The organism is Sphingomonas sp. ATCC 31555 (assembly GCF_000282895.1).
Lineage (GTDB): Bacteria > Pseudomonadota > Alphaproteobacteria > Sphingomonadales > Sphingomonadaceae > Sphingomonas.
This window is the reverse complement of the sequence record NZ_ALBQ01000011.1, coordinates 325,065-349,499: the sequence shown is the minus strand read 5'-3', so window position 1 is coordinate 349,499 and position 24,435 is coordinate 325,065. Positions and strand designations below refer to the sequence as shown.

Genomic DNA, 24,435 nt, shown 5'->3' with positions numbered 1-24,435 from the left:
TTGCGAGTTCGTAAGGATTTGAAGTTAATCCTCCCGAGTTTCTCAATCTTCACCCTGCGGCTTGGGCAGCAACAGCGCCAGCAGGATACATCGGCATTCCATATCGATCTCGCCGTCAATCATCTCCGGGCGAAAGCGGCGCTGGAACGCGGTCACGGCCGCCACCGGATCGGTGACATCATAGCCGAACCGTTCCAATGCCAGCATGAAGCCGCCATCCGGCCAGCCGGGATCGACGAGATTTCGCGTCGGCCGCGGCAGCGCCAGCCGCAGTCGGGCCAGTGCATGCCAGTTGAACAACTCGCCCGGATCCTGCTTGCGGGCCGGCGCGACGTCTGAATGACCCACCACATTGCCGCGAGTGACGCCGTGGCGCTCCTTGATATCGGCGACAAGCGGGATCAGCGCCCCCATCTGCTCGGGTGTGAACGGTCGATAGCCATGTTCATGGCCGGGGTTGACCATCTCGATCCCGATTGAGGCAGAATTAACGTCGGTGATCCCGCGCCATTGCCCCCGCCCGGCGTGCCAGGCGCGGCGATCCTCGGACACCAGCCGAAAGACGCGGCCATCCTCTTCGACCAAATAATGAGCGGAGACCTGCGCCCCCGGGTCGCGCAGTCGCGCCAGCGCCGCCTCCCCACTCTCCATACCGGTGTAATGGAGCACGATCATCGAAATCGGCAGCAAGCGGTCGCCATGGTTTGGCGAAGGCGCGTCCAGTATCTCAAGCCCATCGATCATGCGCTCTTCTACTGCAGTCCGGGTTTCAGGCAATGGCGGCGAGCGGCGGCGGCGCTTCGACGGTAGTGTACATACCGCGGAATACTTGGCTGGGTGTGAAGCGGTCAGTCAGGCCGATCACCGTCTCTCCCGCCCCCAGCACCAGCAGGCCGCCGGGACGAATGGCGCCGGCGAGCTGATCAAACACCAGGCGCCGCAGCGTTGGCGAGAAATAGAGCATCACGTTCCTGCACAGGATGATGTCGAACCGGCCCGGCGGGGGCGCGTCCGCCGTTAGATTGTGCCGCCGGAACTGAATGCAGCGGACCAGATCGGGATTTGCGACCCATTCACCCGCGCCGGTGGCGTCGAACCATCGCACCATCCGGCGGATCGAAAGGCCGCGCTGAATTTCGAACTGCGAGTAGCGGCCGGCGCGCGCGCGCGCGATCGCGGCGGGTGACACGTCGCTGGCAACGATTTCCGGCGGCGTCGCAAAGGTATCCGCCCGCTCGGCGAGCAGTATCGCCAGCGATAGCGGCTCCTGCCCTGTCGAGCAGCCGGCGGACCATATTCGCAGACGCCGCCCCGCCAATTCGGCCTGCATCGCCTCTGCTGCGTCGACAAGATGCTCCAGCACCGCGCCGTCGCGGAAAAAGCTGGTCTCTTGGTTCAGCAACACATCAACCACCTTGTCGGCTAATTCGCCGGTGCGCGAGGCGATCAGTCGGCCGACCAGCGCGTCCACCGTGGCCAGTCCGTGTTCGCGCAGCAGCGGCTTCAGTGCGGTTTCGATGCGCCATGCGCGATTGGCGGCGATCTGCTGGCCGGTACGCTGTTCGAGCAGCGATCCTATCAACTGCATCGCGCCCGCCGAGGGAGTTTCACCGCCGATCACCGGGCCGCCCCCCGTACAATAAGGCGGCCGATTTCATCGGGCGGCAGCACGGCGGTCGCCCGTCCCGCGCTGGCCACAGCTCCCGGCATTCCCCAGACAACGGAGGTGGCCTGATCCTGGGCAAGGACGGTGGCGCCTACATCGATCAGGCGCCCGGCACCTTCGCAGCCGTCCCGCCCCATACCGCTCAGCACCACGCCCACCGCGCGGCTAGCGTAGACTTCCGCCACACTCTCGAACATCGGATCCACTGAAGGCATGCAGCCGCTTTTCGCCCAGTCGGTGCTCAGCCGGATCGCTGCTCCTTCAGAGGTGCGCACGACGCGGAGATGCGCCTCGCCGGGCGCAATGATGATCCGGCCCGGCCGAATGCGCAAACGATCGGTCGCGACTTCGCACGGTCGCCCGCCCAGCACCGCCAGTTGTGTCGCGAAGTACTGCATGAAGCTGGGCGGCAGATGCTGCGTCACCAGGATGGCCTGTTGGAAGCTTGACGGAATCTCTCGCAGCAATTGGCTAAGCGCGTGAATGCCGCCCGTGGAAGCGCCGATCGCGACGATCTGAAAAGGATCGAGCGCGATGCTCGCTCCCGAAGCGCCTGGAAGGGTCGGGCGGCCCTGGCTCTGCGGCAAAAGCGGCGCCTCGGCTGCGGATTCGAACAATTTGGCGAGGCGCTCCTCCAGCACCTCGGCAAAGCGCCCCCCAAAAGCGCCGACGCCCGGTTTTACCAGCGTGTCCGCCGCGCCGAGAGCAAGCGCCTGCAGGGTTGTCGCAGCGCCCTCATCGGCGGAGGAAGAGACGATCAGCACCTTCGCCCCCCGCCCAGCAATGACGATATCCGGAAGGGCGGTGAGTCCGTCGATACCAGGCATCGCGATGTCGAGCAGGATGATGTCCACTCGATGCGTACGCAGATACTCCAGGGCACTGCGCGCCTCGCTCAGCGCAGCGACGACATGGAAGCGGCGCGTTCCTTCCACCATGCGGCTCAGCACCGATCGCGCGACGACCGAGTCGTCGACGATCAGCACACGGCCTTGGCCAGAAGGCACAGTCGGCCGCTCCGGCGGAAGCGATGCTAGCGGGGTGGTCATGCGGTCTGCCGCTGCCGTTCAGGCGACGCCGACGATCTGCAGCTTGCTCTCCAGCGTCTCGCGATCGAACGGCTTCATTACATATTCGTCGGCGCCAGCTTCGATCGCGGCGCGGATATACGCCATGCCGTTCTCGGTGGTGCAGAACACCACCTTGGGCCGTTGCGGCAGCCCGGCTTCCTTCAATGCACGAAGAAAATCCATGCCGCTCATTACCGGCATGTTCCAGTCGAGCAGGATCACGTCTGGAACGTCGGCGAGGCACGAATCGAGCGCCTCCCGTCCATCGGCAGCTTCCCGGACGTCGAACTCCAACGTCTCAAGAATGTGCCGGGCGACCTTTCGGATCACCTTCGAATCGTCCACGACGAGGCACGTTTTCATCTTCCCCGGATCCCGCTGGCAGGTGTTTTTGGCCCTCACTTTTGCCAGACAAGGTGTAATGGTATCGTTAATCTTGGCAGGCAAGCAGGTCGGTATTCGGTACCAGGACGCTCAGGTCGATCGCCAGCACGGGTTCTCCGTCACGCTCCACCATGCCGCGCGCCGCGTTTCGCCATGCCCCTTCCAAAACGACGCCACTTGCAAGTGGCCGCAGTTCGAACGGCGCGACATCTTCTAGCACGTCGACGAGCATTGCATAGAAATGCCCGTCGACCCGTGTGATCACCGCTCGGCGGGCAAGGCTGCAGCCGTTCAGCCCCAACGCGGCTTCGGTGTCCACCACCGTGACGACGCGACTGCGCAGCGCGGCCAGCCCACGGATCGACTTGGCGGCGCGGGGAACGGCAGTTACTTCGCCGATATCGACCACCGATTCGACCTGGTCGGAATCGATGGCGACAGTGCGACCGGCGAGTTCGGCGAGTAGAAACAGACGTTCCATCATCGCGCTCCCACGCGGGCTTCGAGCGCAAACAGCAGTCCGGCGCGATCATAGCGGTACACGCTTTCGTCCCCCGCTTCCGCCTGACGCTTGCGCCGCAGCCGCACGACCGGCGCGCTGCCGGCCGGAAGATCGGCAGCATCTTCGGACAGGATCACTGCAGGCGTGTCGTCCGCTTCGAGGGTGGTGGCCACTCGATATCCCGCGGTTTCCAGCAACGGCCGGACGAACGTCGCCATCCAGCCATCCTTGTCGCCGGCGATAAGGCACAAAGGCGCGTCCTTCGCCGCCACCCGGTCGGCGTGGGTGTCGAATATCCAGAGGACGTCTAAAATTTCGACAAGTTCGCCGTCAACCAGCGCGACCCCGGCCGCGCGCCCGGGCACGCGCGCCGGCACGAAATCGGCCGCCACGGTAATGATGTCGAGCGCCTCGTCGATGGCGTAGGTGACTTCGACGTCCTCGTCCTTCAACCGCAGCACGCCGAAATGCGCGCGACCCTGGATCGAGCCCTGCATCGCCAACGGCAGGATCCGGTCGTCCACCGTCAGCCGATAGGCGCCCGCAGCGTGACACACCTGGCTTGCCGCCACCTGCTCCACGCGGTCGACGGCGGAGAGCGGCACCGCCCGGCGCGCGCCATCGAGATCGCGGAAGAGCAAGGCCGCCAGCCCGGGCGCCTCCGGCTCAGCCGGCTCCGCGCCGAACGCCTCGTCCAGATCGCGCGTGAAATCCAGGCCCGCAACCCGCGCCATGCCACCACTATCGAGCAGCAGCATCGGCAGCCCGGAATCCGGCAGAGTCTGCCCGGCATAGATGCCCGTCGCCATCACCGCGGGCGAGGCTGGCTTGATCACCAGTTCCTCATTGTCGATCACATGATCGACGACGAGCGCGTAGCTGCCCGCGCCGGCGGCGACGATCACCAGCATCTTCGCGGCATCGGACGCCGCCCGCTGCGGCAGGTCGAGCAGTTCGGCCAGGTCGAGCAGCGGCATCCGACGCTCGCGCACCGTGACGATCGGCGTGTCGCCCAGCACGTCGATGCGGATCGCGTGGCCGCGTGCCGCGACGATTTCCTCGATCGACTGGCGCGGGATGGCGAACCGCTGATTCCCGACCCCCACGATAATCGCTGACATGATCGAGAGCGTCAGCGGCACCCGGATGGCGATGCGCAGCCCCTGACCGGGGCGATTGTCCAGTTCGATGCGTCCGCCAATCTGGTCGACGCTGGACTTGACGACATCCATCCCGACACCGCGACCGCTCACTTCGGACACGCTGTCCCGGCTGGACAGACCCGGATGAAACATCAGTTCAAGTTGCGCGTGCAACGGCAGGGCGCGCAGCTCGCGCTCGGGGCGGACGCCGATCGCGGCCAGCTTGGCAATTAGCCGATCGACATCCACCCCGCGCCCGTCATCGGCAATTTCGACGATAATCTGGTTGCCCGACTGGCGTGCAGCGACGGTCAGTCGGCCCGCCTCCCGCTTGCCGGCAGCGCGCCGATCGCCCGGCGCCTCGATGCCGTGATCGATCGCGTTGCGGATGATGTGCACCAGAGGATCGCGCAGCACCTCGATCATCTCGCGGTCGAGTTCGACGTCCGATCCTTCGATCTGAAGCGTCACCGATCGGCCGAGCGTCGCAGCGATGTCGCGCACCATGCGCGGCAGCGGCGAGAACAGCGCATCGATCTTCTGCATGCGGGTGCGCATCACCGTGTCGCGCATCTCTCCTACAGTGAGCGACAGCCGCTCCAGCGCCGCTTCCACCGCAGGATCGATCGGCGCCATCCGCAGCCGCCGCGCCAGTTCGTTGCGCGCCAGCACCATTTCGGACATGCCGCCCATCATGCGATCGAGCAGATCGACATTGAGGCGAACGCTGCGAGACGGCGCGCGCGGGCCGGCCATGGTGGCAACGGCGGCGACCTGCTGCGATCCCTCAGCAAGCGCCGCGATCAGAAGATCCTCGCCCCCATGATCGAGCGCATGGCCGGCATCGATCGCCTCCACGATTTCGCCGATCCTGTCGACCACCGCGAGCACCGCGTTGACCAGCGCACGATCCGGCGTACGAATCCCGTCGCGCACCTGCGCCAGCGCGTCTTCCGCCGCGTGCGCCAGCCGCTCCAGCCGCGGCAAGTCCAGAAAGCCGCAGCTTCCCTTCACCGTGTGAACGAAGCGAAAAATCGCATCGAGGCGCGCGCGATCGTCGGGATGGGCCTCCCACGCGACGATTTCACCCGAGAGCGCTTCCAGCGTCTCGCGCGTCTCTGCGATGAAGTCCTGCAACAGGTCGTCCATGGGGCCCCGGTGGAAATTTCCGGATGCACCATGGGGGAGCGTGGGTTAATTCCCGGTTAGAACCGCGCGGCCGCGGCGAACCACCGATCAGCCGATCGGGAAGGAAGCGCCGAACAGCAGCACGTCGGATTCAGGCGGGCTCACCTGCAGCTCGCCGCCATGCTGAAGCACCAATTCGTGCGCGAGATAGGCAGCCGCCGCGCGCGGGGTGATCGCCATTTCCTCGCGGCCACCGGCTAGCGCGCTACGCAGTTCCGGATCGAGCACGATGCGGGGGCCATCCGCACGGATGACGATTTCGATCATGCCCTCATGGGTCTCGGCGCCGATATCCAGCTGGCCGCCGCGGATCAGAGCGTCGCCACCGATCAGTGCCAGGTTGAGCAGCACCTTGATCGCCTGCTTCGCCATCACGGGTTCCTCGACCATCCAGCCGATCTTCACGCGGTGGTTGTCGCCGAACAGTCCTTCCAGCGCCGCCTGCGCCTCGCGCGTGTCCACCGTCTCGCCGAAGCCACCGGCCGCGCCGAATGCAAGACGGAAGAATTTCAGCTTGTTGGCGCTAGCGCGCGCGCTTTCGCTGAGCAGTTCCAAGCACCGGGCGCGCATTTCGGGATCATGCTCATCGGCCAGCAGCTCCAGACCATTGTTCAGCGCGCCGACCGGACTGAGCAGGTCGTGGCACAAACGAGAACAAAGCAGACTCGCGAATTCGGTAGGGCTGATGTTCAAGGCAATACGGCTCCCGGTTGGCACCCCTTTGGCGCAGCGGATGAAAAGCTGCAAGCATCCCGGCAGGCAGCACGCACCATTGGAAGCTTCCGCGGGACAAATGGTTTCGGGAACAAGGGCGATAAAGCTAGGCGATCACGACATTTGTTCAGATGCCGTCGCCCGGCCGGCAATCGATCGCCGGCCGGGCGCCTGGACTATACTCTGCGGCCGGTGAACAGCTGGATCAGACCGATCACCAGCGCGATCACAAGCAGGATGTGGATGATTCCGCCAGCGATGTGGAACGAGAACCCGAGCAACCACAGCACGATAAGAATGATAACCAGCGTCCAAAGCATCGTCGGCACTCCCTGAAACCAGCTACCCAACGACAGACCCTATCCGATCGTTCCGGCCGCGCCTGAAATGAGCAATGGTTTGAAACATTCCAACCCTCTATGGCGGCACTTGTCGACACGCGCAGGTGCGTGCGGAGCGAATGTGCTGGCCGGAAGGAAAGGGCTGCGCGCCCAAACCGCTATGGCCGCCGGGCCGGATCAGGGGTGAGAAAACCAGCGCAGGGTGCACTGCAGCAAAATATTTTTCTCAGTCACGCCATATACATTGACATGTTCTCTCCATTCATCGCAAGTCATCCATACTATCGTTGCAATGCAACGGTTAAATTCATTTAACCCACAACCTTCAAGCGAAATCGATATCATATCATGAGCCGGCTTGATCAGCGATTTGATACGTTGGATGGCATGCGTGGTGTCGCAGCTATATTTGTCGTCGCCTATCATCTTATGCAGCGCCATGGCAGCACAACCTTTGCTGGCTATCTCGCCGTCGATTTCTTCTTCCTGCTCAGTGGTTTCGTCATTGCCTTCAGCTATCACCGCCAGCTCGCCGAAGGCTTGTCGCCCGCCCGCTTCATGGCAATGCGCATGGTCCGGCTGTTCCCGCTCTACGCCGCCGCCTGCGTGCTGGGGATCGGCAAGCAAGCGATCGCATCCGCGCTGCACGACGACCGGGCGATGAGCGCGGGGGTTCTTATGTGCAGTTCGCTATTCGGTGCGCTGATGCTGCCCTCGCCGTGCACCGCCACCATGTTCCCACTCAACATGCCGACCTGGTCGCTGTTCTTCGAACTGGCGATCAACGTAGCCTTTGCGGTGATCCTCTGGCGCTTGCGCCTGCCGGTGCTGGCGATCGTGATGGCGGTGGCCGCCGTCTATCTTGCCAGCAGAATCGCGCCTCCCCTCTACATGGATTCGGGGTGGCTCTGGACCAGCGCGCCGTTCGGCGCGGCCCGCACCGCCTTTTCCTTCATCGGCGGCATGCTGATCTATCGCGTGCTGCCGCTGCACCACCGGCGTGCTTCCTGGCTGGCACCGCTCCCGCTGCTTGGCTTGATCGCACTCCTGCTGATGCCGACGCCCGTGTCCTTGCGCCCGATGGTGCAGTTGCTGATCGTGTTCATTGCCTTTCCGGCATTGCTGCTGGCGGGGATCTGCCTCGAAGCGCGACCGGGCGTCGCCGGCTGCTTCAGGCTGTTGGGAAACCTTTCGTACCCCCTTTACGCCCTGCACGCGCCGTTGATCGCCTTGATATTACCGATCCTGACGCAGGCCGGGCTGTCGCCGCTTGCTTCCATGGCGATGTTCGTGGTCGTTATGCTCCCCATCGCCCATGGCGCGGCTGTGGCAGACGGGCGCATCCGCGCCTGGATCGGCGTGCGTCTCAAGCTTCGAAGAGGCGCGACACGCCAACCAAGCGCTGCGGAAGAAGCGGCGCTGCCGCCGATTGCGCTTTTGCGGCCTGCCACCATCGGTGAAGAAAGTTCGGCCTGAACGGCACTCTTTCAAATGGCCATAAGCTGCACGGGCGCAAATCGGTCATGCAGCCCCGCAATGCCGGCGCGCCAGCAGCGGACCTCGTCGCCGCCAAGGATGACCCAGAGCTTGCCGTCGGGCGCTGCCATCGTGGCGTCGGTTATGGACGGCGCCGCACTGCCGCTCGGATGCGAGTGCCAGTAGCCGATCACCCTTGGACCGCCCTCGCGCTGCGCCCGCAGGGCGGCAAATAGCGCTGCCGGGTCCAGCTCGAAATGGGTTTCGGGGCGCTCGGCTACGTTGCGAACCTCGCGAAAGGCGTTGATAGCGCCGCTTTCGCCAAACAGGAGGCCGCATGCCTCCCGCGGCCAAGCGACAGCCGAAGCTTTTTTCATACCGTCCAGTATAGATCTTGAAATCGTAACGCCCATGCCCATTTCCGGTAAAACATGAATCAGGGGGTTTCCATCTTAGAAGCGCGGATCGCGGAAGGCGCACATGGCTGGCGGCTGGACCGCGCGCTCGCCGATGCCCTGCCCACCTTTTCCCGCGAGCGGCTGAAGGCGCTGATCTCCTCCGGCGCCGTCACCGGCCCCGATGGCGCGCTTGCCCGCGATCCCGCGCGCAAGGCCAGCGGCGGCGCACTGTTTCAGGTGGCCGTGCCGGATCCCAAGCCCGCGCACAATGAAGCGCAGGACATTCCGCTGAACGTGGTGTTCGAAGACGAGCATCTGATCGTGATCGACAAGCCGGCGGGCCTGGTCGTCCATCCCGCGGCAGGCAATCTCGACGGAACGCTGGTCAACGCGTTGCTCCACCATTGTACCGGCCAGCTTTCGGGTATCGGCGGCGTGGCTCGACCGGGCATTGTCCACCGGATCGACAAGGACACTTCGGGCCTGATGATCGCCGCCAAGACGGATCCCGCGCATGTCGGGCTGGCGGCGCAGTTCAAGACGCACAGCATCGACCGGCGCTATCTGGCGATCGCCAGCGGCGTGGTGCGCACGGCAAGCCGCACGGTGGATGCACCGCTGGCCCGATCGCCAGCCAACCGCAAGAAAATCGCGATCTGCCCGCCCGGTCACGGGAAGCACGCGATCACCCATATGCGCAGACTTCGTGAACTTCGCGATGCGACGCTGATAGAATGTCGGCTTGAGACGGGGCGGACGCATCAGGTGCGCGTGCATATGGCTTCGATCGGCCATCCCCTGGTAGGGGATCCTCTATATGGAAGCATGCGTTCCGGCCATCGCGGACTTTTGGCAACCTTGGGTTTCCAGCGCCAGGCCTTGCATGCGGCGCGTCTCGGGTTCATCCACCCGATAAATGGTAACGCTTTAGCGTTCGAAAGCGAAATGCCTGCTGACATGCAGGAACTGTTCAACCAGCTTGTCGTATGAGTTTTCGGTGCTCGCGTCCCAGCCGGACCGGCACCCGAAGGAAAGGGAGAAACGATCATGGCTAGCGGCAGCAACGTCCCCGCGACGATCCCCGCGCTCGGCGGCGAGGCGAGCCTCAATCGCTATCTGGCCGAGATCAAGAAATTTCCGATCCTGAGCCCCGAGCAGGAATATATGCTTGCCAAGCGGTTCCAGGAGCATGGCGATACCGATGCGGCGGCGCAGCTGGTCACCTCGCACCTTCGCCTCGTGGCGAAGATCGCGATGGGCTATCGCGGCTATGGCCTGCCCGTGTCGGAGCTGATCTCCGAGGGTAATATCGGCCTGATGCAGGGCGTGAAGAAGTTCGAGCCCGATCGCGGCTTCCGCCTCGCCACCTATGCCATGTGGTGGATCCGCGCCTCGATCCAGGAATTCATCCTGCGTTCGTGGAGCCTGGTGAAGATGGGCACCACCGCCGCGCAGAAGAAGCTGTTCTTCAACCTGCGCAGGATGAAGGCCAAGCTCGACGCGTTCGAGGATGGCGACCTTTCGCCCGAACATCTCGCCAAGATCGCCACCGATCTGGGCGTGACGGAGGAAGAGGTCACCTCGATGAACCGCCGCATGGCGATGGGCGGGGATACCTCGCTCAACGTGCCGATGCGCGAGGACGGCGAAAGCCAGTGGCAGGATTGGCTGGCCGACGAGGGTCCGCTGCAGGACGAAGCCGTCGCCGACGCACAGGAAGCCGATGTCCGCCACGAAATGCTCGTGTCGGCGATGGAGGACCTGAACGAACGTGAGAAGCATATCCTCACCGAGCGTCGCCTGACCGACGATCCCAAGACGCTCGAGGAACTGAGCCAGGTCTATGGCGTATCGCGCGAGCGCGTCCGCCAGATTGAGGTGCGGGCGTTCGAGAAGCTGCAAAAGGCGATGATGCGTCTGGCGGGCGACCGCCGCCTGATCGCCGCCCACTGATCGCTCAACGGTTCCCGCACCGGTTGCGGGAACCGCCCCGGCTGGGGCATGGCGGTGCGGTGACGAAGAATCGCGCCCGCGCCTCCTCCCCTCGCCGCTCCCCCGCTAAGGCGCGCAAGCCCTGGTGGCGCCGCCTGTTCGTGCTGGGGGTTCAGCTTGTGCTCGGCTTCGTGCTGCTGTCGCTGCTGATGGTCACGCTCTACCGCTTCGTGCCGCCACCGATCACCTGGACGATGATCGGCGACGTGCTTGCAGGCCACGGCGCGACCAAGGACTGGATGTCGCTCAAGCGCATCGACCCGAGCATGGCGCGCGCGGTGATCGCCGCCGAGGACGCCCGCTTCTGCCAGCATCGTGGCTTCGACTTCGAGGCGATCGAAAAGGCGTATCAGCGCAATGCCCAGGGCGGCCACCGCATCCGAGGCGGATCGACGATCAGCCAGCAGACCGCGAAGAACGTCTTCCTGTGGCAGAATGGCGGTTACTTCCGCAAAGGCCTGGAAGCCTGGTTCACCGTGCTGATCGAGAACATCTGGGGCAAAAGGCGGATCATGGAGGTGTACCTCAATGTCGCCGAGACCGGCATCGGCACCTATGGTGTGAACGCCGGTGCGATGCGCTATTTTCATCACGACGCGTCGCGGCTCTCGGACCGTGAGGCGGCGCTGATCGCCGCCGTCCTGCCACTACCCAAAAAGCGCGCGGCGATCGACCCGAGAGGGTTCACCCGTCGCTATGGGAACAAGATCAACGCGCGGATCCATGTGGTCGCGGGAAGCGGGTTGGATCGCTGCTTGAAGTGATCCGCTTTCAGGCTGTCATCCTGGCTTCCGCTGGGATGACAGCCATTCGATCAAACCTTACTTCGCCGCGTCCTTTGCCGCGTCGCCGACATCCTTCGCGGCATCGCCGACGCTGCTCGCAGCGCTGGTGACCGCATCGGTTTTGGCATTCTCGCGGGCATTCTGGTTGAACAGGTAGAACGCCCCGACCACCACCGCGATCAGCAGTGCCAGCCCGATCAGCGCCATGCCGGCACCCCCACCGCTGCGCCGCTCGACCACCGTGGTGTGCGTGCCGCGATCCGCAGCCACGCCGTCTTCCACGATACGATCCGCCATAGTTTCTCTCCTTGATTGTGCCTGGCGACAGCAACCGAGGGGGCTAAACTATGGTTCCCTGCAGCCTTGTCTCAAAACGGGAGCTTAAACCCCGGCGGCAGCGGCAGGCCGCTTGTCATCTTGCTCATCGCCTCCTGCGAAGCGGTGTCGGCCTTTACCCGCGCATCGTTGAACGCGGCGACCAGCAGATCCTCGAGCATCGTCTTCTCGCCGACGTTCACCAGCGAATCATCGATGTCGATGGCAATGATGCGCCCCTTCGCGCTGGCTTTCACCTTGACGAGCCCACCGCCCGAAACGCCCTCCACCTCGACGGTGTCGAGGCTTGCCTGCGCCTTGGTGAGTTCGGCCTGGACGTTCTGCGCCATGGCCATGATTTCTTCGAGACTCTTCATCCGTCACTCCCGGTCTTGGTCCAGCCGATCAACTCGGCGTCTGGAAAAGCTTGCATCGCAGCGGCAACGATTGGCGAGGCGAGCACCGCATTGCGCTCCGCAGCCTGCCGGGCGGCCTGCTCCTCACGCAGCGTCATCGCGGTGGCACCCTCGACGAGCGTCACCTTCCAATGTACGCCGGTGCTGTCCTTGAGCGCGCCACCTAGCTCGCGCACGAAATCCTGCGGCAGCGGCCGCGCCGCGCCAAAATCGATCTCGCTGCCCTCGAACCGCACCGGCCGCATGTAATCACGGACGAACATCGCAAGCTGGAGACGGCGATGTGCCTCCAGATGCTCGGCAAGCTCGGTGAGGTTGGTCGGCAGTACCGGCCCAGCTTCCTGCACCGTGGCAGGCGCTGGCGCGGTTGGTTCCGCAGAGACCGCGGCGGGCGCACCAGCGGGCACCGCGATGCTGCCGCTCAGGATCTGCTTCGCCAGCTCGCCCGGATCGGGAAGCTGCGCCGCATGGATCACCCGCAACAGCGCCATTTCGGTCGCCTCGATCGGCAGGGCGGCCTTGGCGACTTCGTCATGCCCGCGCAGCAGCAACTGCCACAGCCGGTGCAGCGCCGGGAAGGACAGCCGGCTCGCCCAGCCCTCCATCGCCTCGCGCTCTTCGGTCGACTGGCCCGAAAGCCGGTGCGTGCCAAGCTTGACCAGCGTCACGCCGTGCACCGTCTCCAGCAGCGCGCGCAGCACCGCCAGCGGATCGACACCGAGATCATATTGCGCCCGCAGGCCCTCCAGCGCTTTCTGCGCCTGGCCTTCAATAAGCTTGCCGAACAGGTCGCGATTCGCGCCGCGATCGGACAGGCCGAGCATCTGGCGCACCGCCTGGGCCTTGACCCCCTCGCCTTCCAGTCCCGCATGCGCGATCGCCTGGTCGAGGATCGAGAGCCCGTCGCGCGCCGAGCCTTCCGCCGCACGCGCGACCAGCGCCAGCGCCTCGGGCTCGGCCTCGACCTGCTCGGCCTCGCAAACCTTCGCGAAATGCTCGGCGAGCAGTTCGGCCGGAATGCGGCGCAGGTCGAAGCGCTGGCAGCGCGACAGCACCGTTACCGGCACCTTGTTCACTTCCGTCGTGGCGAACAGGAACTTCACATGCCCCGGCGGCTCCTCCAGCGTCTTCAGCAGCGCGTTGAACGCGTTTTTCGACAGCATGTGGACTTCGTCGATGATGTAGATCTTGTAGCGCGCCGAAACCGCCGCATAGCGCGACGCCTCAATGATCTCGCGCACGTCGTCGACGCCGGTATGGCTAGCGGCGTCCATCTCGATCACGTCGATATGGCGCCCCTCGGCGATCGCGCGGCACGGCTCGCAGACTCCGCACGGGTCGATCGTGGGACCGCCCTGCCCGTCCGGGCCGATGCAGTTAAGCGCCTTGGCAATCAGCCGGGCGGTGGAGGTCTTGCCCACCCCGCGCACGCCGGTCAGCAGGAAGGCATGCGCCAGCCGGTCGCGGCGGATCGCGTTGCCCAGCGTGGTGACCATCGCATCCTGACCGATCAGCGCGCTGAACGTCTGCGGCCGGTATTTGCGGGCGAGCACGCGATAGGCTTCGCCCTTTGCGGGCTGCGGCGGTTCGTCGAGGCCAAGCAGGGAATCGGACATCACCGCTTATCTAGGGGGCTGCGCGGCGTTTGTCGAAGTCCGGCACGGTGATCGCGCGACGACCGGCAGGCGAGAGCAGTGCCCAGAGCAGCAGCAGCGCACCCCAGGCCATGACGATCGCCGACACGCCTGCCTGAAGCAGCACGCCGCCGTCCGTCGCGGTGGCAAAATTATAGCCGCTATGCCAGAGCGCAGCCGCCAGCACGCTTCCCCGTGATGCGGCAGAGACCTGGGCGAGCACGAAGCCGCCAAGCACGAGCCCCAATCCGAAGCCAAACACCAGCATGGCCGGGCTCATGGCGCGATAGGTTGCAACGATCCAGATCAGTGGCGCGTGCCAGGCAATCCAGATCGCCGCCTGAATCAATACGCCGCTCACCGCGCCGAACCGGGCCTGTAGACGTGGGAGCAGATAGCCGCGCCACCCGGCCTCCTCGCCATAGCCGTTCGCGAGGAGCACGACGGCGAAGAGCGCCAGCGGTGGGAGGACCGGCAAACCGCTGAACCTGCGCAGCCTGTCCGCGGCGATCGTCTGCCCAAGACCCGCAGCGGCGGCAGCGAAGCCGGCGAGCAGCAGAAACGGCGTCAGCGCCAGCAGCCAGCCGCGCAAACCTTGAGGCAAGCGAAGGAGCCGTTGCAGCCACGCGGCGTGTCCGCCCCTGGGAGCGCAGACCAGCGTGCTTGCCGCGCCTGCGATACACGGCCCCAGCAGCCCGCCGAAATGCGTGGGTAGCGTTCCCGGCCGAACGATCGCGCCGTGCAGCGCCATCGGCACCCACACGGCCCAGGAAATCCCGAACGCCAGCAGCAGAAACAGCCCGATCTCTCGTGTATCTCCGCGCATGCCCGCTTCCCCGCATCCAGCACGCGCGGCTTTTCGCCTGCAAGGCGTAGTCGCGCCATAGGGAGCTTCACGGATCCAGCGATGTGCGCGATGGTGGGAGCCGGAACGACCCGGGACGAAATCGTTGCGGCTGCTTCCTTCCGGACCTGACCGGGTTGGCGACGGTACCGTCCGCCCGACTCCCGCGGCGCATATGGGGGATGTGCCGCCATCAGGCAAGAGCCGTTTTCGCCGCGATCAACCCGCCAGTTCGGCCAAGCGCCACAAGAGGAACAGCAGCGCGGTGCCGAGCACGATCACCGCAATGGCAGCAGCCACCAGCGGGCCGAAGCCCGACTGGCGGTGCGGAAAAGGATCGAGGCGCATATTCCTATCTCCACCTGAACACCGATGGAGAATCGCGCTAACGACAGATGCAAACCATTGGGAAAACGCACAAGGCGCGACGGGCTGTCAGCGGTCGCGGCTAAGGTCGTCGACTTCGCCCATGATGGTATCGAGAGCGCTGCGCCCGTCGGCGTTGAGCGACGTGGAACGTCGCGACGGCAGTTGCCCCTCGCTCAACAGCGATTCGAGCGCGACGCGGCCGCGTGCGACGCGGCTCTTGATCGTGCCGACCGCCACCTGGCAGATTTCGGCAGCCTCCTCATAGGCGAAGCCACCGGCACCCACTAGAATCAGCGCTTCGCGCTGCGGCTGGGGAAGGTGCAGCAAAGCGCGCTGCATATCCGACAGTTCGACATGCCGATCCTGGCTGGCCGGCGCGGCAAGCAGCCGGTCAGCCACTAGATCGTCCCATTCGCCCTTGAAGCGGGCACGCCGCATCTGGCTGAGATACAGATTGCGCAGAATGATGAAGGTCCACGCGCGCATATTCGTGCCGGCCTGGAAGCGCTTGCGTGCCGCCCACGCCTTCAACAAGGTTTCCTGCACCAGATCATCCGCCAGATCTCGGCTGCCGGACAGCGATCGTCCGAACGCACGAAGGTGGGGGATAACCTGGGCCAGCTGGGTTTTGAATTCGGGATCGGAGAGCGACACATGCTCCACCGGCGGCGCGATCGCAGCCTCTTCCCCCTGGTCCGACTGGGTAGCTTCCGTCATGCAATCCCGTTCAGTTGCGCGCATCACGTCGCGGTTGCCAGCTAAGCTGGGGTCCGTTGGTGCCAAAACAAGCGTCGTTGCGTTAAACATCGCCGTCAAACCATCAGAATGACGGCGAAAATCGCGATAACCAGCACTGTTCCGATCAACAGAACATAGCGGGTGACGCCGGGCGTCGTGCCGGCGCGCGCGCGGTCCGTGGTGATACGGGCGGGTTCGTCTTGCTCAGCCATGCTGCGTAAACACACAAGAAACGTTTAGGGTCCGTACCAGGTGGAACCCGCCCAAAATTTCACGTCGTCAGGCCGGAACTGTGGCCTCGTCGAAGAACAGCGCCTGGCTGATCGTCGCCTTGACCGTTTCACGCTGGAACGGCTTGGTGATGAGGAAGGTCGGCTCGGGCCTTTCGCCCGTCAGCAGGCGTTCCGGGAAGGCAGTGATGAAGATCACCGGCACACTAAACTCGGCGAGAATATCCTTCACCGCATCGATGCCCGAACTGTCGTCCGCCAACTGGATGTCGGCGAGCACCAGGCCCGGCCGATCTTCCATCGCGAGCGCCACCGCTTCGTCGCGCGTCACCGCAACGCCGGTCACGTCATGCCCCAGATCGCGAACGATCTGTTCCAGGTCCATCGCGATCAGCGGCTCGTCTTCGATGATCATCACGCGCGTGCGAGTCTGGCGTTCGATTTCCTGCACGGCTTCGGCAACCAGTTCGGTGACCCGTTCGGTATCCTCTCCGATCAAATAGGCCGCATCTTCCGGCGGGAAACCTTCCACCGTCGTCAGTAGCAGCGCCTGGCGTGACAGGGGAGTAAGCTGGGATAACCGGCGGCGCGCGATTGATTCCTGATCGCTACCCGAATCATCGGCTTCGTCCGCCTCGTTCCACTGGGTCGACTGCCAGATCGCCTGAAACGTCCGATACAGACCAAGCCGGGCGTCGACATCGCGCGGGAACTGATCGGGCGCCGCGACGATCGCCTCCAGCGCGGCACGGACGTAGCGGTCGCCTTCCGCCTGATTGCCGGTGAGCGCACGGGCATAGCGACGCAGGAGCGGAAGATGCGGCGCGAGTTGCTGTCCAAGCGACATGAGCTGTTTTTTCTCCATCGAGTGCGGGTGGCGTCGTCGCCGCCGGCAAGCCTGATTTGTACTGATTCCGTTACCCGAAGGAACCCCTCCCCGGATTTCGCATCGGCCATGGAACAATCGAGTAGCTCTTTGGTTTCATCCGCCAACTGCGCCATGGGGCGCTGTGACGTCGGGTGCTTGCACTCGGCGGCATTGTTAGTATTCGCGGCAAACGGCTGTATGGCGTTTATTGGTCCGGCAGCCCGGACGATCCGGGCCCTCAGGGGGGAATTGGTGTCTTCTGCTAAAGACGATCAAAGCAAGCGAACGGCGAACGGCGAACCCGCACCTGCGGCTCGGCCGGACGTCGACTTGGCCGACGCCCTTAAGAAGGCGTATGATGAAACCGTGAATGAAAGCGTACCAGACGATCTGCTCGACCTGCTGAAGAAGCTCGGTTAACCATCTTTGGCATGAATGGTATGCAACCCCCGCCCCGCGGCCGAGGTTTGTCGGCTGCGTTGGCGCGCATGCCGACCGGTGCCAAAGTATTCTTCATCCTGGTCGGGGCGCTGCTGCCGCTGGCGCTGATTGCGCTCTTCACCACCATGCAGACGACCCGCAGCGCCGACGATGAAGCGCGCGAACGCCTGGCGGTTACCGCGCGCGGCAGTTCCGGCGCGCTCGAAACGCTGCTTGCCAACCATGTCGCGCAATTGAGCGGCGCGCTGAGCGATCTGGAAGCCGATCCGCAGGACGCACCCAGTTGCATGCGCCTGGCCGGCACCTATGCCGCGCAGCGTCCGGCACGATATCTGATCCGCGATGCCCGCCGCCGCGTCCTGTGCGGCAGCGCCTTTCCTGAAGCCGATGCCCAAGTTCCCGACGTGGCGGGTACGCAGGCGCATATCGTTCCCGGCGGGCTGCTGTTGCGAATCGGCAGCGACAGCGGCGCCGCGGCCTATGCCTTCTATCCGCGGGACCTGCTCGTCAGCCTGACGCGCCCCAGCGGATTTGTACCCGAATATGGCGCTGCACTGGTGGTGCATGGCGATCGGCTGACGCTGCGCGCGCTGCGGGAAAGCAGCCCGCTGGATCGCGGCAAGAGCGTCCGCATCGATCTCGGCGTGGAAGATCTCGCGCTGGAAACCACGTTGCCCGGTGCGCCACTCAATTCGCCGCTGGTCATCGCCACGGTACTACTGGTGCTGATGTGGATCGCCGCGGCGGCGATCGGCTGGTTCGTCGTCGACATTCTGCTGATCCGGCCGCTCCGACGCCTGCGCGGCAATGTCTCGCATTACCAGCCTGGCGAAGTGATCGACAGCTCGGGCTTCGGGCCGGTGCCCGCGCAGGAGATTCGCGAACTGGCGGAAACCTTCACCGAGATCAGCCGCACGGTGCAAGCGCATGAGGCCGATCTCGCAAAGGGGCTGGTCCGCCAGACGCGGCTCACCCGCGAAGTACACCATCGGGTGAAAAACAATCTCCAGGTGATCTCCAGCCTCATCAACTTCCATGCGCGCGCCGCGAAGGGGCAGGAGGCGGCCGACGCCTATGCCTCGATCCAGCGGCGTGTCGACGCGCTCGCCGTCGTCCACCGCCATCACTATGCAGAGATGGAGGAGAATCGAGGGCTTGAACTGCGATCGGTGGTCGGTGAATTGGCAGCCAACCTGCGCGCCACTGCCGCGACGCAGGCGCCCCGGCTGGGTATCACCTTGGAAATCGAGGCGCTGCTGGTCACCCAGGATGTCGCCACGGCAATTGCCTTCCTGCTGACCGAAATCATCGAGCTCGCCATCGCCTGCAGCCCGGACGCGCAGCTCCGCATCTCGGTGAAAGGCAGCGCCGAGGATCAGGCACGCGCCGTTCTACGGATCTCGTCGCCTACGCTCGTCAGCAATACGGAGTTCGAAGCGCTGGTAGACCAGCGCTATGGGCGAGTGATGCAGGGTCTGGCTCGGCAGCTGCGCGGCCAGCTGCACCATGATCCGCTGGTGGGGGCATACGAGATTGCCATCGCCATCAATGGCAGGCCCTGAAAAAAATCTCAAATAGCCGGGAACCGTGTTGCGCGGACCGTGTTCTTACCAGCGGATAGTGACCTTTTGCCCCCCCGCTCTCGCTATCCACGACATGGGCCCGGAAGCGTCTACCCTCCCCCCCCCGGTGACGCTTCCGGGCCTACATCCTTCCAACAGCACCGAAATCTTCATCGCAGCGCTGGCTTCGCCCGGTGCGCCTGGTGGAACGTTTCCACCAGCACGGCATTGAAGCTGCGTCCCGCAAACGGGGAAGTTGGAGAATAATCGATGCGTAAACTGATCGCATGTGCCGCACTGGCCGGCACGCTCATGATCGCGGCTTGCAACACGGTTGAAGGCGTCGGCCGGGATGTTTCGTCGGCCGGCGACACCGTTGCCGGCGCTGCCGAAAAATCGAAGTAAGCGCTCGCGCGCAAGCCATTCAACGCCCCTTCTGCCCGGCAGAGGGGGCGTTTTCCGTCAGGCAGCGTCCGCTTCGCCCTCACCCTCACCCGGCTCGGCAACTTTCACGCGCTCGCGACGCCGCCGAGTGAAGTAAATGGCGACCAGCGACAGAAAATACAGGCCCACCAACGGGCCCGCGAGCAGCAGCTGGGAGCCCACATCGGGCGGCGTCAGCACCGCTGCAATCGCCACTGACGCGACGATCGCGTAGCGCCACGCGCCCTTCAGCTGCTCATAGGTGACGATGCCGGCATGCTCGAGCAACATCAGCAGCACCGGCAACAGGAAGGAAATCCCGAAGCCGAAGATGAATTGCATCACGAACTTCAGATAGCTGTTCACATCCGGCAGCGCCTGCTGCTCGACCCCGCCCAGATTGCCCTGGAAACCGAGCAGGAACTTCAGCGCGACGGGGATCGCGATGTAATAGGCCATGGCCGCGCCGGCGGTAAAAAGCACCGGCGTCGCTAGCAGAAACGGCAGCAGCGCCTGTTTCTCGCGCTTGTACAGGCCCGGCGCGACGAACTTCCACAACTGATTGGCGATCACCGGAAACGCGATCATCAAGCCAGCGAAGAACGCGACCTTCACTTCCACCAGGAAGCCGCCGAAAATTTCGGTGTTGATGATCTTCGCCTGGCCCGCAGCCTTCAATGGCGCCACCAGGAATGACAGGATGGCGCGGGCGAAGTAGAGGCTCGCGCCAAACGCGGCCAGCAACGACAGGATCGACCAGATCAGCCGTCGACGCAGCTCGATCAGATGGTCGAGAAGGGGAGCCTGGGTATCGTCGATCTCGGTCACGGCTGCACTTCGCTGACGGGGGGCACCGGCTTTGTCTCCGATGCGGACGAGCTGGTCGTGGAACTCTCGGCCGGTGCAGGATCCGGATGAATTCGCGGCTGCGGAGTCATCACCGGCGCTTCGTCGTCGTGGGGAACATGGGCAACCGCCCCCCCGGCGCCATCCGGTTCCGGCGCGGGAAGCGGGTGCGGCGGATATTGCCGCATAATCCGCTCATTCTCGGCCGCCCACTGCTTCTCCAGCTCCGCAAGTTCGGCCTCGCGGACCATCGAATCGATCCCCGAACGGAACTGGCGCGCTACGCCGCGCGCCCTGCCCACCCATTTGCCGACGAAATGCATCGCCCGCGGCAGATCCTTGGGACCAATGAAGATCACGGCGACGATGGCCACGAGCAACAGCTCTTGGGGCGCGATATCGAACATTCTGTCGGTGTTTCCACTCGCACGGCATGCGCCGGAACGCCCGGCGCGCTGCGATCAAAAGCCGGGCCGCCGACGCCGCCGACGCCCCGGACCGGGCTTAGCGCTGCTCCTCGCGGGCGCGCTCGGCTTCCGGGGTATAGCCGGGCTCCGGCGCGGCCTTGCCTTCGATGCGGGTCGGCTGGGCCGGCTGATCGTCTTCGGCCATACCCTTCTTGAAGTTCTTGATGCCCTTCGCGACGTCGCCCATCATGTGGGAGAACCGGCCACCGCCCAGCAGCAGAATGGCGATGATGCCGACAACCAGCCAGTGCATCAGGCTGAAGCTACCCATTAGAATTCTCCTTGATATCGCGCCCTATCTAAGGCTCGACGCCCCTTACGGCAACGGTTGATCACCGTCCGGCACGCGGGAGCGGCTGAATCGAAGATGCCGCCTCTATTCGTCGTCCGTTACAGTTTCGCTTTCGGCCGCAGCTTCCGCCGCGTCGAGCTGTTCCAAAGCGAGATCGACCGGGTCGAGCAGGCCTGCGGCCTTCAGGTCTTCGATGCCAGGCAAATCACGGCGGCTTGCCAGGCCGAAATGGCTGAGAAAACCGGGTGTGGTGGCATACATCAGCGGCCGGCCCGGCACTTCGCGGCGGCCGGCGGGACGCACCCAGCCTGCCTCCATCAACACATCGATCGTGCCTTTGGAAATCTGCACGCCGCGGATCGCTTCGATCTCCGCCCTGGTCACCGGCTCGTGATAGGCGATAATGGCGAGCGTCTCGATGCCCGCGCGGCTCAGCCTACGGCTGTCTTCCCGATCGCGGCGGAGCAGATGGGCGAGATCGGCCGCGGTCTGGAAGTGCCAGCGATCCCCCCGACGCACCAGCTCGATCCCACGCCCCTGGTAAAAGTCGCCGAGCGCCGCAAGCGCTGCGCGGACGTCAATCTCTGCACCGACATAGGCGCGGATTTCGTCCACCCCCAACGGGCTCTCGGAGGCGAACAGCACTGCCTCCACTGCCCGCGCGGGCTCATCCGGGGCGATCATTGTGGAATCGCCTTCAGGTAGAGCGGTGCAAACGGCGCCTCCTGACGAATTTCCAGCCGCCCCTGCCGCGCCATTTCCAGCGCTGCGACGAACGACGACGCAAGCGCTGACCGGCGATACAGCTCGTTCGTACCTTCGGGCAGGAAGCTCTCGATCGCGCTCCAGTCGACGCGGGTACCGAGCTGCGAGGAAAGCCGTTCCAGCGCCGCTTCCAGCGTCATCACGTCGCGATGCGCGACGACATGCATCACCGGCCGCGTCCGCGCGCTGATCCTGCCATAGGCGGCAATCAGATCGTAGATGGAGGCCCCCCACCGCGCCTGCCGCATCACCCGCAGCCCTTCCGGGGCGCCGCGGGGGAACACGTCGCGCCCCATCCGATCACGCGCAACCAGCCGCGCCCCCGCCTCGCGCATCGCACTCAGCCGTTCGAGGCGAAGCTGCAGGCGCAGGGCGAGTTCCTCCGGACTGGGTGTCTCCGCCGGATTGCGCGGCAGCAGCAGCGCCGATTTCAGGTAGGCGAGCCAGGCCGCCATCACGAGATAGTCGGCGGCAAGCTCCAGCCGCAGCTCTCGCGCAGCATGGACATAGGTAAGATACTGCTCGACCAATTCGAGGATCGAGATCTGGCGCAGATCGACCTTCTGCGTCCGGGCCAGCGCCAGCAGCAGGTCGAGCGGGCCTTCCCAGCCCTCCACCTCGATCTTCAGGATTTCGTCGGCCCCGTCCACCTTGTGGTCATAGGAGGGGGGAGCGGGCCGGGCAAGAATAAGCCCCTCCCCTTCAGGGGAGGGGTTGGGGTGGGACAGTGTCTCGCAGAGACCAACCTAGGTTCTGGAATCCCTCCACCCCCAACCCCTCCTCCGAGGAGGAGGGGCTAGAAAGGGTCACACCCCCAGCAGCGCGTCCCTCTTCGCCAGCAACTCGGCCAGCGGCACGTCCTCGGCTTCCCCCACCGATCCCATCGCCCGCGCCAGCCGATCGAGACAAGCCGCCGGCGCATCGGGAATCCGCCCGGCGATGTCGACCATCTCCGGCATCCGCGCCCAGCAGTCGAGCACCACGTCGCAGCCGGCCGCTAGTGCGCGCTCGGCCTTCTCGCCGGCCGTGCCGGTCAGTGCCTTCATGTCGATATCGTCGGTGAACAATAGTCCGTCGAAGCCGATCTTGCCCCGGATCACCTCCGAAATCACCGTCGGTGACAACGTCGCCGGCAGATCCGGATCCCAGGCTTCGAACACGATATGCGCGGTCATGCCGATCGGCGCATCCTTCAGCCGCTGGAACGGCAGCAGGTCCGCCTCCAGTTCCTCTGCGGTAGCGCGCACGCGGGGCAGTTCCAGATGGCTGTCGACCAGCGCGCGGCCATGGCCCGGCATATGTTTGATGACCCCGGCCACGCCGCCGCGATTGAGCCCGTCGAGCAGCGCGCGGGCAAGTGCCGCCACGCGCACAGGGTCGCCGCCGAACGCTCGGTCGCCGATCGCCGGGGTGCCCCCCGGGATCGCCACGTCGAGCATCGGCGCGAGGTTCACGTTCACCCCAGCCTCGCGCAGGATATGCGCCAGCGCCTGGCCGTTGGCCCGTGCCGCCTCGATCGCGGAGATCGGTGCGCGATCGTACAAGGTGTCGAACGCCGCGCCCGTCGGGAAGGCAGGCCACACCGGCGGCTGCATCCGTGCGACGCGGCCGCCTTCCTGGTCGATCGTGATCGGCAAGTCGTCTCGCCCGTGCAACGCCCGCAGCGAATCCGTCAGCGCGCGCATCTGTTCGGGGTCCACGCAGTTGCGCTTGAACAGGACATAGCCGAGCGGCGCGGCATCACGAAAGAAATCGCGCTCGTCTGCGGTAAGCGCGGGGCCGGACAGGCCGAAGATCACGGGCTTCATGGGCGTGGCCTAGCCGATCCGGCCGGCCCCGCAAACCACTTCAGCTCGCGACGAAGCAGTTCTCGCCGGCAACCTTCAGCTTGCCGCAGAGGTCGCGTGCCTGACCATTGCCGCCGGCGTTCACGCGAAGCCGATAGACGGTCTTGCCATCCTCCGTCACGAACGGGACCACCAGTTTGCCGAGCGGCGCCAGATAGGCGAAGCGCTTGGACATCCGCGTCCAGGCGGCATTCGCCGCGCCTTCGCTCGGAAAGGCGCCAAGCTGCACCAATGCGCCCGCGCCTTCGTTCGCTCGTGCCGATGCCGTCGGCGTTGCGCGCTGGGCAGTCGGCCGCACCGGCGATGGCGGCGGCAGCGCGATCGTCGCGCTCTTGCTTGCTCTGGCTGAAGCGGCGGCATCCCCGCTGTGCTTCTTGCCCTCCACCGGGGCCTCAGGAAGCGCGGCGACGTTGATGCCGGCCTCAGGCGTGGTGCCTTGGCTGGTGCGAAACACGATGTCGCCTTCGCCAGCGATGCGCACGCCGCCCGGATCGTTAGGACGGATCTTGTAAGGCCCCGGCGGCGCAGCGATCAGCGCGCCATTGCCATCCCGCGCGGATTGATGGCGCTGCCAGTAGAGCAGCGCGCCCGCCGCCCCCGCGACGAGCAGCGCCAACATTACGAACAGCACCACCCGTCCGCGCCGCGGCTCCTCATACGCCTCTTCCACGGTCTCCAACCAGGGAAGCCGCTCGCTGTCCTCGTACCGGCCGCTCATCG

31 protein-coding genes and 1 other RNA gene are annotated in these 24,435 nt (G+C 64.9%); 7 read left to right on the top strand and 25 right to left on the bottom strand.

Annotated features, from left to right (window positions below; all coding sequences use genetic code 11):
- Positions 1 to 42 precede the first annotated feature (42 nt).
- The 8 genes from B215_RS0106010 to B215_RS21250 form a co-directional block, all read right to left on the bottom strand.
- Positions 43 to 744 (bottom strand): N-acetylmuramoyl-L-alanine amidase, encoded by a 702-nt coding sequence (locus B215_RS0106010; protein WP_019368737.1) that lies wholly within the window; start codon positions 742 to 744, stop codon positions 43 to 45.
- A 25-nt stretch (positions 745 to 769) separates the two neighbouring features.
- Positions 770 to 1,588, bottom strand: coding sequence for a CheR family methyltransferase (locus tag B215_RS0106005; RefSeq protein WP_026009001.1), 819 nt, complete (start codon positions 1,586 to 1,588; stop codon positions 770 to 772).
- A gap of 29 nt (positions 1,589 to 1,617) precedes the next feature.
- On the bottom strand, positions 1,618 to 2,715 hold the full coding sequence (cheB, locus tag B215_RS0106000) for a chemotaxis-specific protein-glutamate methyltransferase CheB (RefSeq protein ID WP_082664504.1): 1,098 nt from the start codon (positions 2,713 to 2,715) through the stop codon (positions 1,618 to 1,620).
- An 18-nt stretch (positions 2,716 to 2,733) separates the two neighbouring features.
- The gene (locus B215_RS0105995) at positions 2,734 to 3,099 is read right to left on the bottom strand and encodes a response regulator (protein ID WP_019368734.1); all 366 of its coding nucleotides are present in this window, start codon (positions 3,097 to 3,099) and stop codon (positions 2,734 to 2,736) included.
- 67 nt (positions 3,100 to 3,166) lie between these two features.
- Entirely contained in the window at positions 3,167 to 3,601 is a 435-nt protein-coding gene (locus B215_RS0105990; RefSeq protein ID WP_019368733.1) for a chemotaxis protein CheW, read from the bottom strand.
- Positions 3,601 to 5,913 carry a chemotaxis protein CheA gene (locus tag B215_RS0105985; RefSeq protein WP_019368732.1) on the bottom strand — a complete coding sequence of 771 codons (2,313 nt, stop codon included), beginning with the start codon at positions 5,911 to 5,913 and terminating at the stop codon, positions 3,601 to 3,603. Before B215_RS0105985 ends, B215_RS0105990 begins: the two co-directional genes overlap by 1 nt.
- Positions 5,914 to 6,000: 87 nt before the next feature.
- Positions 6,001 to 6,645, bottom strand: coding sequence for a histidine phosphotransferase family protein (locus B215_RS0105980; RefSeq protein WP_026008999.1), 645 nt, complete (start codon positions 6,643 to 6,645; stop codon positions 6,001 to 6,003).
- A gap of 197 nt (positions 6,646 to 6,842) precedes the next feature.
- The gene (locus tag B215_RS21250; protein ID WP_019368730.1) at positions 6,843 to 6,986 is read right to left on the bottom strand and encodes a lmo0937 family membrane protein; all 144 of its coding nucleotides are present in this window, start codon (positions 6,984 to 6,986) and stop codon (positions 6,843 to 6,845) included.
- 369 nt (positions 6,987 to 7,355) lie between these two features.
- Here B215_RS21250 and B215_RS20550 point away from each other — a divergent pair, with 369 nt between their 5' ends.
- The gene (locus B215_RS20550) at positions 7,356 to 8,483 is read left to right on the top strand and encodes an acyltransferase family protein (RefSeq protein WP_050990137.1); all 1,128 of its coding nucleotides are present in this window, start codon (positions 7,356 to 7,358) and stop codon (positions 8,481 to 8,483) included.
- Positions 8,484 to 8,494: 11 nt separating this feature from the next.
- Here B215_RS20550 and B215_RS0105965 read toward each other — a convergent pair whose 3' ends face one another.
- Positions 8,495 to 8,896: a Mov34/MPN/PAD-1 family protein gene (locus B215_RS0105965; protein WP_026008998.1), complete on the bottom strand. Its 402-nt coding sequence runs from the start codon at positions 8,894 to 8,896 to the stop codon at positions 8,495 to 8,497.
- Between the two features lie 18 nt (positions 8,897 to 8,914).
- Here B215_RS0105965 and B215_RS0105960 point away from each other — a divergent pair, with 18 nt between their 5' ends.
- The 3 genes from B215_RS0105960 to mtgA are packed head-to-tail and all read left to right on the top strand — an operon-like array spanning position 8,915 to position 11,637.
- A complete protein-coding gene (locus B215_RS0105960) occupies positions 8,915 to 9,871 on the top strand; it encodes an RluA family pseudouridine synthase (protein WP_019368727.1) in 957 nt (318 codons plus the stop codon).
- A 57-nt stretch (positions 9,872 to 9,928) separates the two neighbouring features.
- On the top strand, positions 9,929 to 10,834 hold the full coding sequence (gene rpoH / locus B215_RS0105955; protein ID WP_019368726.1) for an RNA polymerase sigma factor RpoH: 906 nt from the start codon (positions 9,929 to 9,931) through the stop codon (positions 10,832 to 10,834).
- 59 nt (positions 10,835 to 10,893) lie between these two features.
- Positions 10,894 to 11,637: a monofunctional biosynthetic peptidoglycan transglycosylase gene (mtgA, locus tag B215_RS0105950; RefSeq protein WP_019368725.1), complete on the top strand. Its 744-nt coding sequence runs from the start codon at positions 10,894 to 10,896 to the stop codon at positions 11,635 to 11,637.
- A 57-nt stretch (positions 11,638 to 11,694) separates the two neighbouring features.
- On the opposite strand, the gene B215_RS0105945 is transcribed toward mtgA, so the two are convergent.
- From B215_RS0105945 to B215_RS0105910, 9 genes are all read right to left on the bottom strand, one after another.
- Positions 11,695 to 11,955: a hypothetical protein gene (locus tag B215_RS0105945; protein WP_019368724.1), complete on the bottom strand. Its 261-nt coding sequence runs from the start codon at positions 11,953 to 11,955 to the stop codon at positions 11,695 to 11,697.
- A gap of 71 nt (positions 11,956 to 12,026) precedes the next feature.
- Complete coding sequence (locus B215_RS0105940; RefSeq protein ID WP_019368723.1) at positions 12,027 to 12,350, bottom strand: YbaB/EbfC family nucleoid-associated protein; 324 nt, start codon at positions 12,348 to 12,350, stop codon at positions 12,027 to 12,029.
- Positions 12,347 to 14,005: a DNA polymerase III subunit gamma/tau gene (locus tag B215_RS0105935; RefSeq protein ID WP_019368722.1), complete on the bottom strand. Its 1,659-nt coding sequence runs from the start codon at positions 14,003 to 14,005 to the stop codon at positions 12,347 to 12,349. The genes B215_RS0105940 and B215_RS0105935 overlap by 4 nt, the downstream gene beginning before the upstream one ends.
- A gap of 10 nt (positions 14,006 to 14,015) precedes the next feature.
- Entirely contained in the window at positions 14,016 to 14,849 is an 834-nt protein-coding gene (locus tag B215_RS0105930) for a CPBP family intramembrane glutamic endopeptidase (protein ID WP_019368721.1), read from the bottom strand.
- An 89-nt stretch (positions 14,850 to 14,938) separates the two neighbouring features.
- Positions 14,939 to 15,036: signal recognition particle sRNA small type (gene ffs / locus B215_RS20825), an RNA gene on the bottom strand.
- A gap of 50 nt (positions 15,037 to 15,086) precedes the next feature.
- Positions 15,087 to 15,215: a hypothetical protein gene (locus B215_RS21965; RefSeq protein ID WP_019368720.1), complete on the bottom strand. Its 129-nt coding sequence runs from the start codon at positions 15,213 to 15,215 to the stop codon at positions 15,087 to 15,089.
- A gap of 87 nt (positions 15,216 to 15,302) precedes the next feature.
- Positions 15,303 to 15,953, bottom strand: coding sequence for a sigma-70 family RNA polymerase sigma factor (locus B215_RS0105920; RefSeq protein ID WP_019368719.1), 651 nt, complete (start codon positions 15,951 to 15,953; stop codon positions 15,303 to 15,305).
- A 95-nt stretch (positions 15,954 to 16,048) separates the two neighbouring features.
- The gene (locus B215_RS21505) at positions 16,049 to 16,186 is read right to left on the bottom strand and encodes a hypothetical protein (protein WP_019368718.1); all 138 of its coding nucleotides are present in this window, start codon (positions 16,184 to 16,186) and stop codon (positions 16,049 to 16,051) included.
- A 67-nt stretch (positions 16,187 to 16,253) separates the two neighbouring features.
- Positions 16,254 to 17,051: a response regulator gene (locus B215_RS0105910; RefSeq protein WP_019368717.1), complete on the bottom strand. Its 798-nt coding sequence runs from the start codon at positions 17,049 to 17,051 to the stop codon at positions 16,254 to 16,256.
- Here B215_RS0105910 and B215_RS21760 point away from each other — a divergent pair.
- The 3 genes from B215_RS21760 to B215_RS0105895 all read left to right on the top strand — a co-directional run bounded on the left by B215_RS21760 (position 17,022) and on the right by B215_RS0105895 (position 19,480).
- Positions 17,022 to 17,492: a NepR family anti-sigma factor gene (locus tag B215_RS21760; RefSeq protein WP_152997931.1), complete on the top strand. Its 471-nt coding sequence runs from the start codon at positions 17,022 to 17,024 to the stop codon at positions 17,490 to 17,492. The two genes, B215_RS0105910 and B215_RS21760, sit on opposite strands and share 30 nt — an antisense overlap.
- A gap of 68 nt (positions 17,493 to 17,560) precedes the next feature.
- Positions 17,561 to 19,075, top strand: coding sequence for a sensor histidine kinase (locus tag B215_RS0105900; RefSeq protein WP_019368715.1), 1,515 nt, complete (start codon positions 17,561 to 17,563; stop codon positions 19,073 to 19,075).
- A 270-nt stretch (positions 19,076 to 19,345) separates the two neighbouring features.
- Positions 19,346 to 19,480 carry an entericidin A/B family lipoprotein gene (locus B215_RS0105895; protein WP_019368714.1) on the top strand — a complete coding sequence of 45 codons (135 nt, stop codon included), beginning with the start codon at positions 19,346 to 19,348 and terminating at the stop codon, positions 19,478 to 19,480.
- A 57-nt stretch (positions 19,481 to 19,537) separates the two neighbouring features.
- Here the strand turns inward: B215_RS0105895 and tatC are convergent, their stop codons facing one another.
- The 7 genes from tatC to B215_RS0105860 all read right to left on the bottom strand — a co-directional run bounded on the left by tatC (position 19,538) and on the right by B215_RS0105860 (position 24,433).
- Entirely contained in the window at positions 19,538 to 20,326 is a 789-nt protein-coding gene (gene tatC, locus B215_RS0105890) for a twin-arginine translocase subunit TatC (protein WP_019368713.1), read from the bottom strand.
- Complete coding sequence (tatB, locus tag B215_RS0105885; RefSeq protein ID WP_019368712.1) at positions 20,323 to 20,751, bottom strand: Sec-independent protein translocase protein TatB; 429 nt, start codon at positions 20,749 to 20,751, stop codon at positions 20,323 to 20,325. The genes tatC and tatB overlap by 4 nt, the downstream gene beginning before the upstream one ends.
- Before the next feature lie 97 nt (positions 20,752 to 20,848).
- Positions 20,849 to 21,082 (bottom strand): twin-arginine translocase TatA/TatE family subunit, encoded by a 234-nt coding sequence (locus B215_RS0105880; RefSeq protein ID WP_019368711.1) that lies wholly within the window; start codon positions 21,080 to 21,082, stop codon positions 20,849 to 20,851.
- A 105-nt stretch (positions 21,083 to 21,187) separates the two neighbouring features.
- Complete coding sequence (gene scpB, locus B215_RS0105875) at positions 21,188 to 21,787, bottom strand: SMC-Scp complex subunit ScpB (protein WP_019368710.1); 600 nt, start codon at positions 21,785 to 21,787, stop codon at positions 21,188 to 21,190.
- A complete protein-coding gene (locus B215_RS0105870) occupies positions 21,784 to 22,518 on the bottom strand; it encodes a segregation and condensation protein A (RefSeq protein ID WP_019368709.1) in 735 nt (244 codons plus the stop codon). The genes scpB and B215_RS0105870 overlap by 4 nt, the downstream gene beginning before the upstream one ends.
- A gap of 156 nt (positions 22,519 to 22,674) precedes the next feature.
- A complete protein-coding gene (gene nagZ, locus B215_RS0105865) occupies positions 22,675 to 23,676 on the bottom strand; it encodes a beta-N-acetylhexosaminidase (RefSeq protein WP_019368708.1) in 1,002 nt (333 codons plus the stop codon).
- A 40-nt stretch (positions 23,677 to 23,716) separates the two neighbouring features.
- Positions 23,717 to 24,433: an SPOR domain-containing protein gene (locus tag B215_RS0105860; RefSeq protein WP_019368707.1), complete on the bottom strand. Its 717-nt coding sequence runs from the start codon at positions 24,431 to 24,433 to the stop codon at positions 23,717 to 23,719.
- Positions 24,434 to 24,435: the final 2 nt, after the last annotated feature.

Coding starts and splice junctions, on each gene's coding strand:
- B215_RS0106010 (WP_019368737.1), bottom strand. CDS start 744: ATGATCGATGGGCTTGAGATACTGGACGCGCCTTCGCCAAACCATGGC.
- B215_RS0106005 (WP_026009001.1), bottom strand. CDS start 1,588: ATGCAGTTGATAGGATCGCTGCTCGAACAGCGTACCGGCCAGCAGATC.
- cheB (WP_082664504.1), bottom strand. CDS start 2,715: ATGACCACCCCGCTAGCATCGCTTCCGCCGGAGCGGCCGACTGTGCCT.
- B215_RS0105995 (WP_019368734.1), bottom strand. CDS start 3,099: ATGAAAACGTGCCTCGTCGTGGACGATTCGAAGGTGATCCGAAAGGTC.
- B215_RS0105990 (WP_019368733.1), bottom strand. CDS start 3,601: ATGGAACGTCTGTTTCTACTCGCCGAACTCGCCGGTCGCACTGTCGCC.
- B215_RS0105985 (WP_019368732.1), bottom strand. CDS start 5,913: ATGGACGACCTGTTGCAGGACTTCATCGCAGAGACGCGCGAGACGCTG.
- B215_RS21250 (WP_019368730.1), bottom strand. CDS start 6,986: ATGCTTTGGACGCTGGTTATCATTCTTATCGTGCTGTGGTTGCTCGGG.
- B215_RS20550 (WP_050990137.1), top strand. CDS start 7,356: ATGAGCCGGCTTGATCAGCGATTTGATACGTTGGATGGCATGCGTGGT.
- B215_RS0105965 (WP_026008998.1), bottom strand. CDS start 8,896: ATGGGCGTTACGATTTCAAGATCTATACTGGACGGTATGAAAAAAGCT.
- B215_RS0105960 (WP_019368727.1), top strand. CDS start 8,915: ATGAATCAGGGGGTTTCCATCTTAGAAGCGCGGATCGCGGAAGGCGCA.
- rpoH (WP_019368726.1), top strand. CDS start 9,929: ATGGCTAGCGGCAGCAACGTCCCCGCGACGATCCCCGCGCTCGGCGGC.
- B215_RS0105945 (WP_019368724.1), bottom strand. CDS start 11,955: ATGGCGGATCGTATCGTGGAAGACGGCGTGGCTGCGGATCGCGGCACG.
- B215_RS0105940 (WP_019368723.1), bottom strand. CDS start 12,350: ATGAAGAGTCTCGAAGAAATCATGGCCATGGCGCAGAACGTCCAGGCC.
- B215_RS0105935 (WP_019368722.1), bottom strand. CDS start 14,005: ATGTCCGATTCCCTGCTTGGCCTCGACGAACCGCCGCAGCCCGCAAAG.
- B215_RS0105930 (WP_019368721.1), bottom strand. CDS start 14,849: ATGCGCGGAGATACACGAGAGATCGGGCTGTTTCTGCTGCTGGCGTTC.
- B215_RS21965 (WP_019368720.1), bottom strand. CDS start 15,215: ATGCGCCTCGATCCTTTTCCGCACCGCCAGTCGGGCTTCGGCCCGCTG.
- B215_RS0105920 (WP_019368719.1), bottom strand. CDS start 15,953: ATGACGGAAGCTACCCAGTCGGACCAGGGGGAAGAGGCTGCGATCGCG.
- B215_RS21505 (WP_019368718.1), bottom strand. CDS start 16,186: ATGGCTGAGCAAGACGAACCCGCCCGTATCACCACGGACCGCGCGCGC.
- B215_RS21760 (WP_152997931.1), top strand. CDS start 17,022: ATGCGGCGCGAGTTGCTGTCCAAGCGACATGAGCTGTTTTTTCTCCAT.
- B215_RS0105910 (WP_019368717.1), bottom strand. CDS start 17,051: ATGTCGCTTGGACAGCAACTCGCGCCGCATCTTCCGCTCCTGCGTCGC.
- B215_RS0105900 (WP_019368715.1), top strand. CDS start 17,561: ATGCCGACCGGTGCCAAAGTATTCTTCATCCTGGTCGGGGCGCTGCTG.
- B215_RS0105895 (WP_019368714.1), top strand. CDS start 19,346: ATGCGTAAACTGATCGCATGTGCCGCACTGGCCGGCACGCTCATGATC.
- tatB (WP_019368712.1), bottom strand. CDS start 20,751: ATGTTCGATATCGCGCCCCAAGAGCTGTTGCTCGTGGCCATCGTCGCC.
- B215_RS0105880 (WP_019368711.1), bottom strand. CDS start 21,082: ATGGGTAGCTTCAGCCTGATGCACTGGCTGGTTGTCGGCATCATCGCC.
- scpB (WP_019368710.1), bottom strand. CDS start 21,787: ATGATCGCCCCGGATGAGCCCGCGCGGGCAGTGGAGGCAGTGCTGTTC.
- nagZ (WP_019368708.1), bottom strand. CDS start 23,676: ATGAAGCCCGTGATCTTCGGCCTGTCCGGCCCCGCGCTTACCGCAGAC.
- B215_RS0105860 (WP_019368707.1), bottom strand. CDS start 24,433: ATGAGCGGCCGGTACGAGGACAGCGAGCGGCTTCCCTGGTTGGAGACC.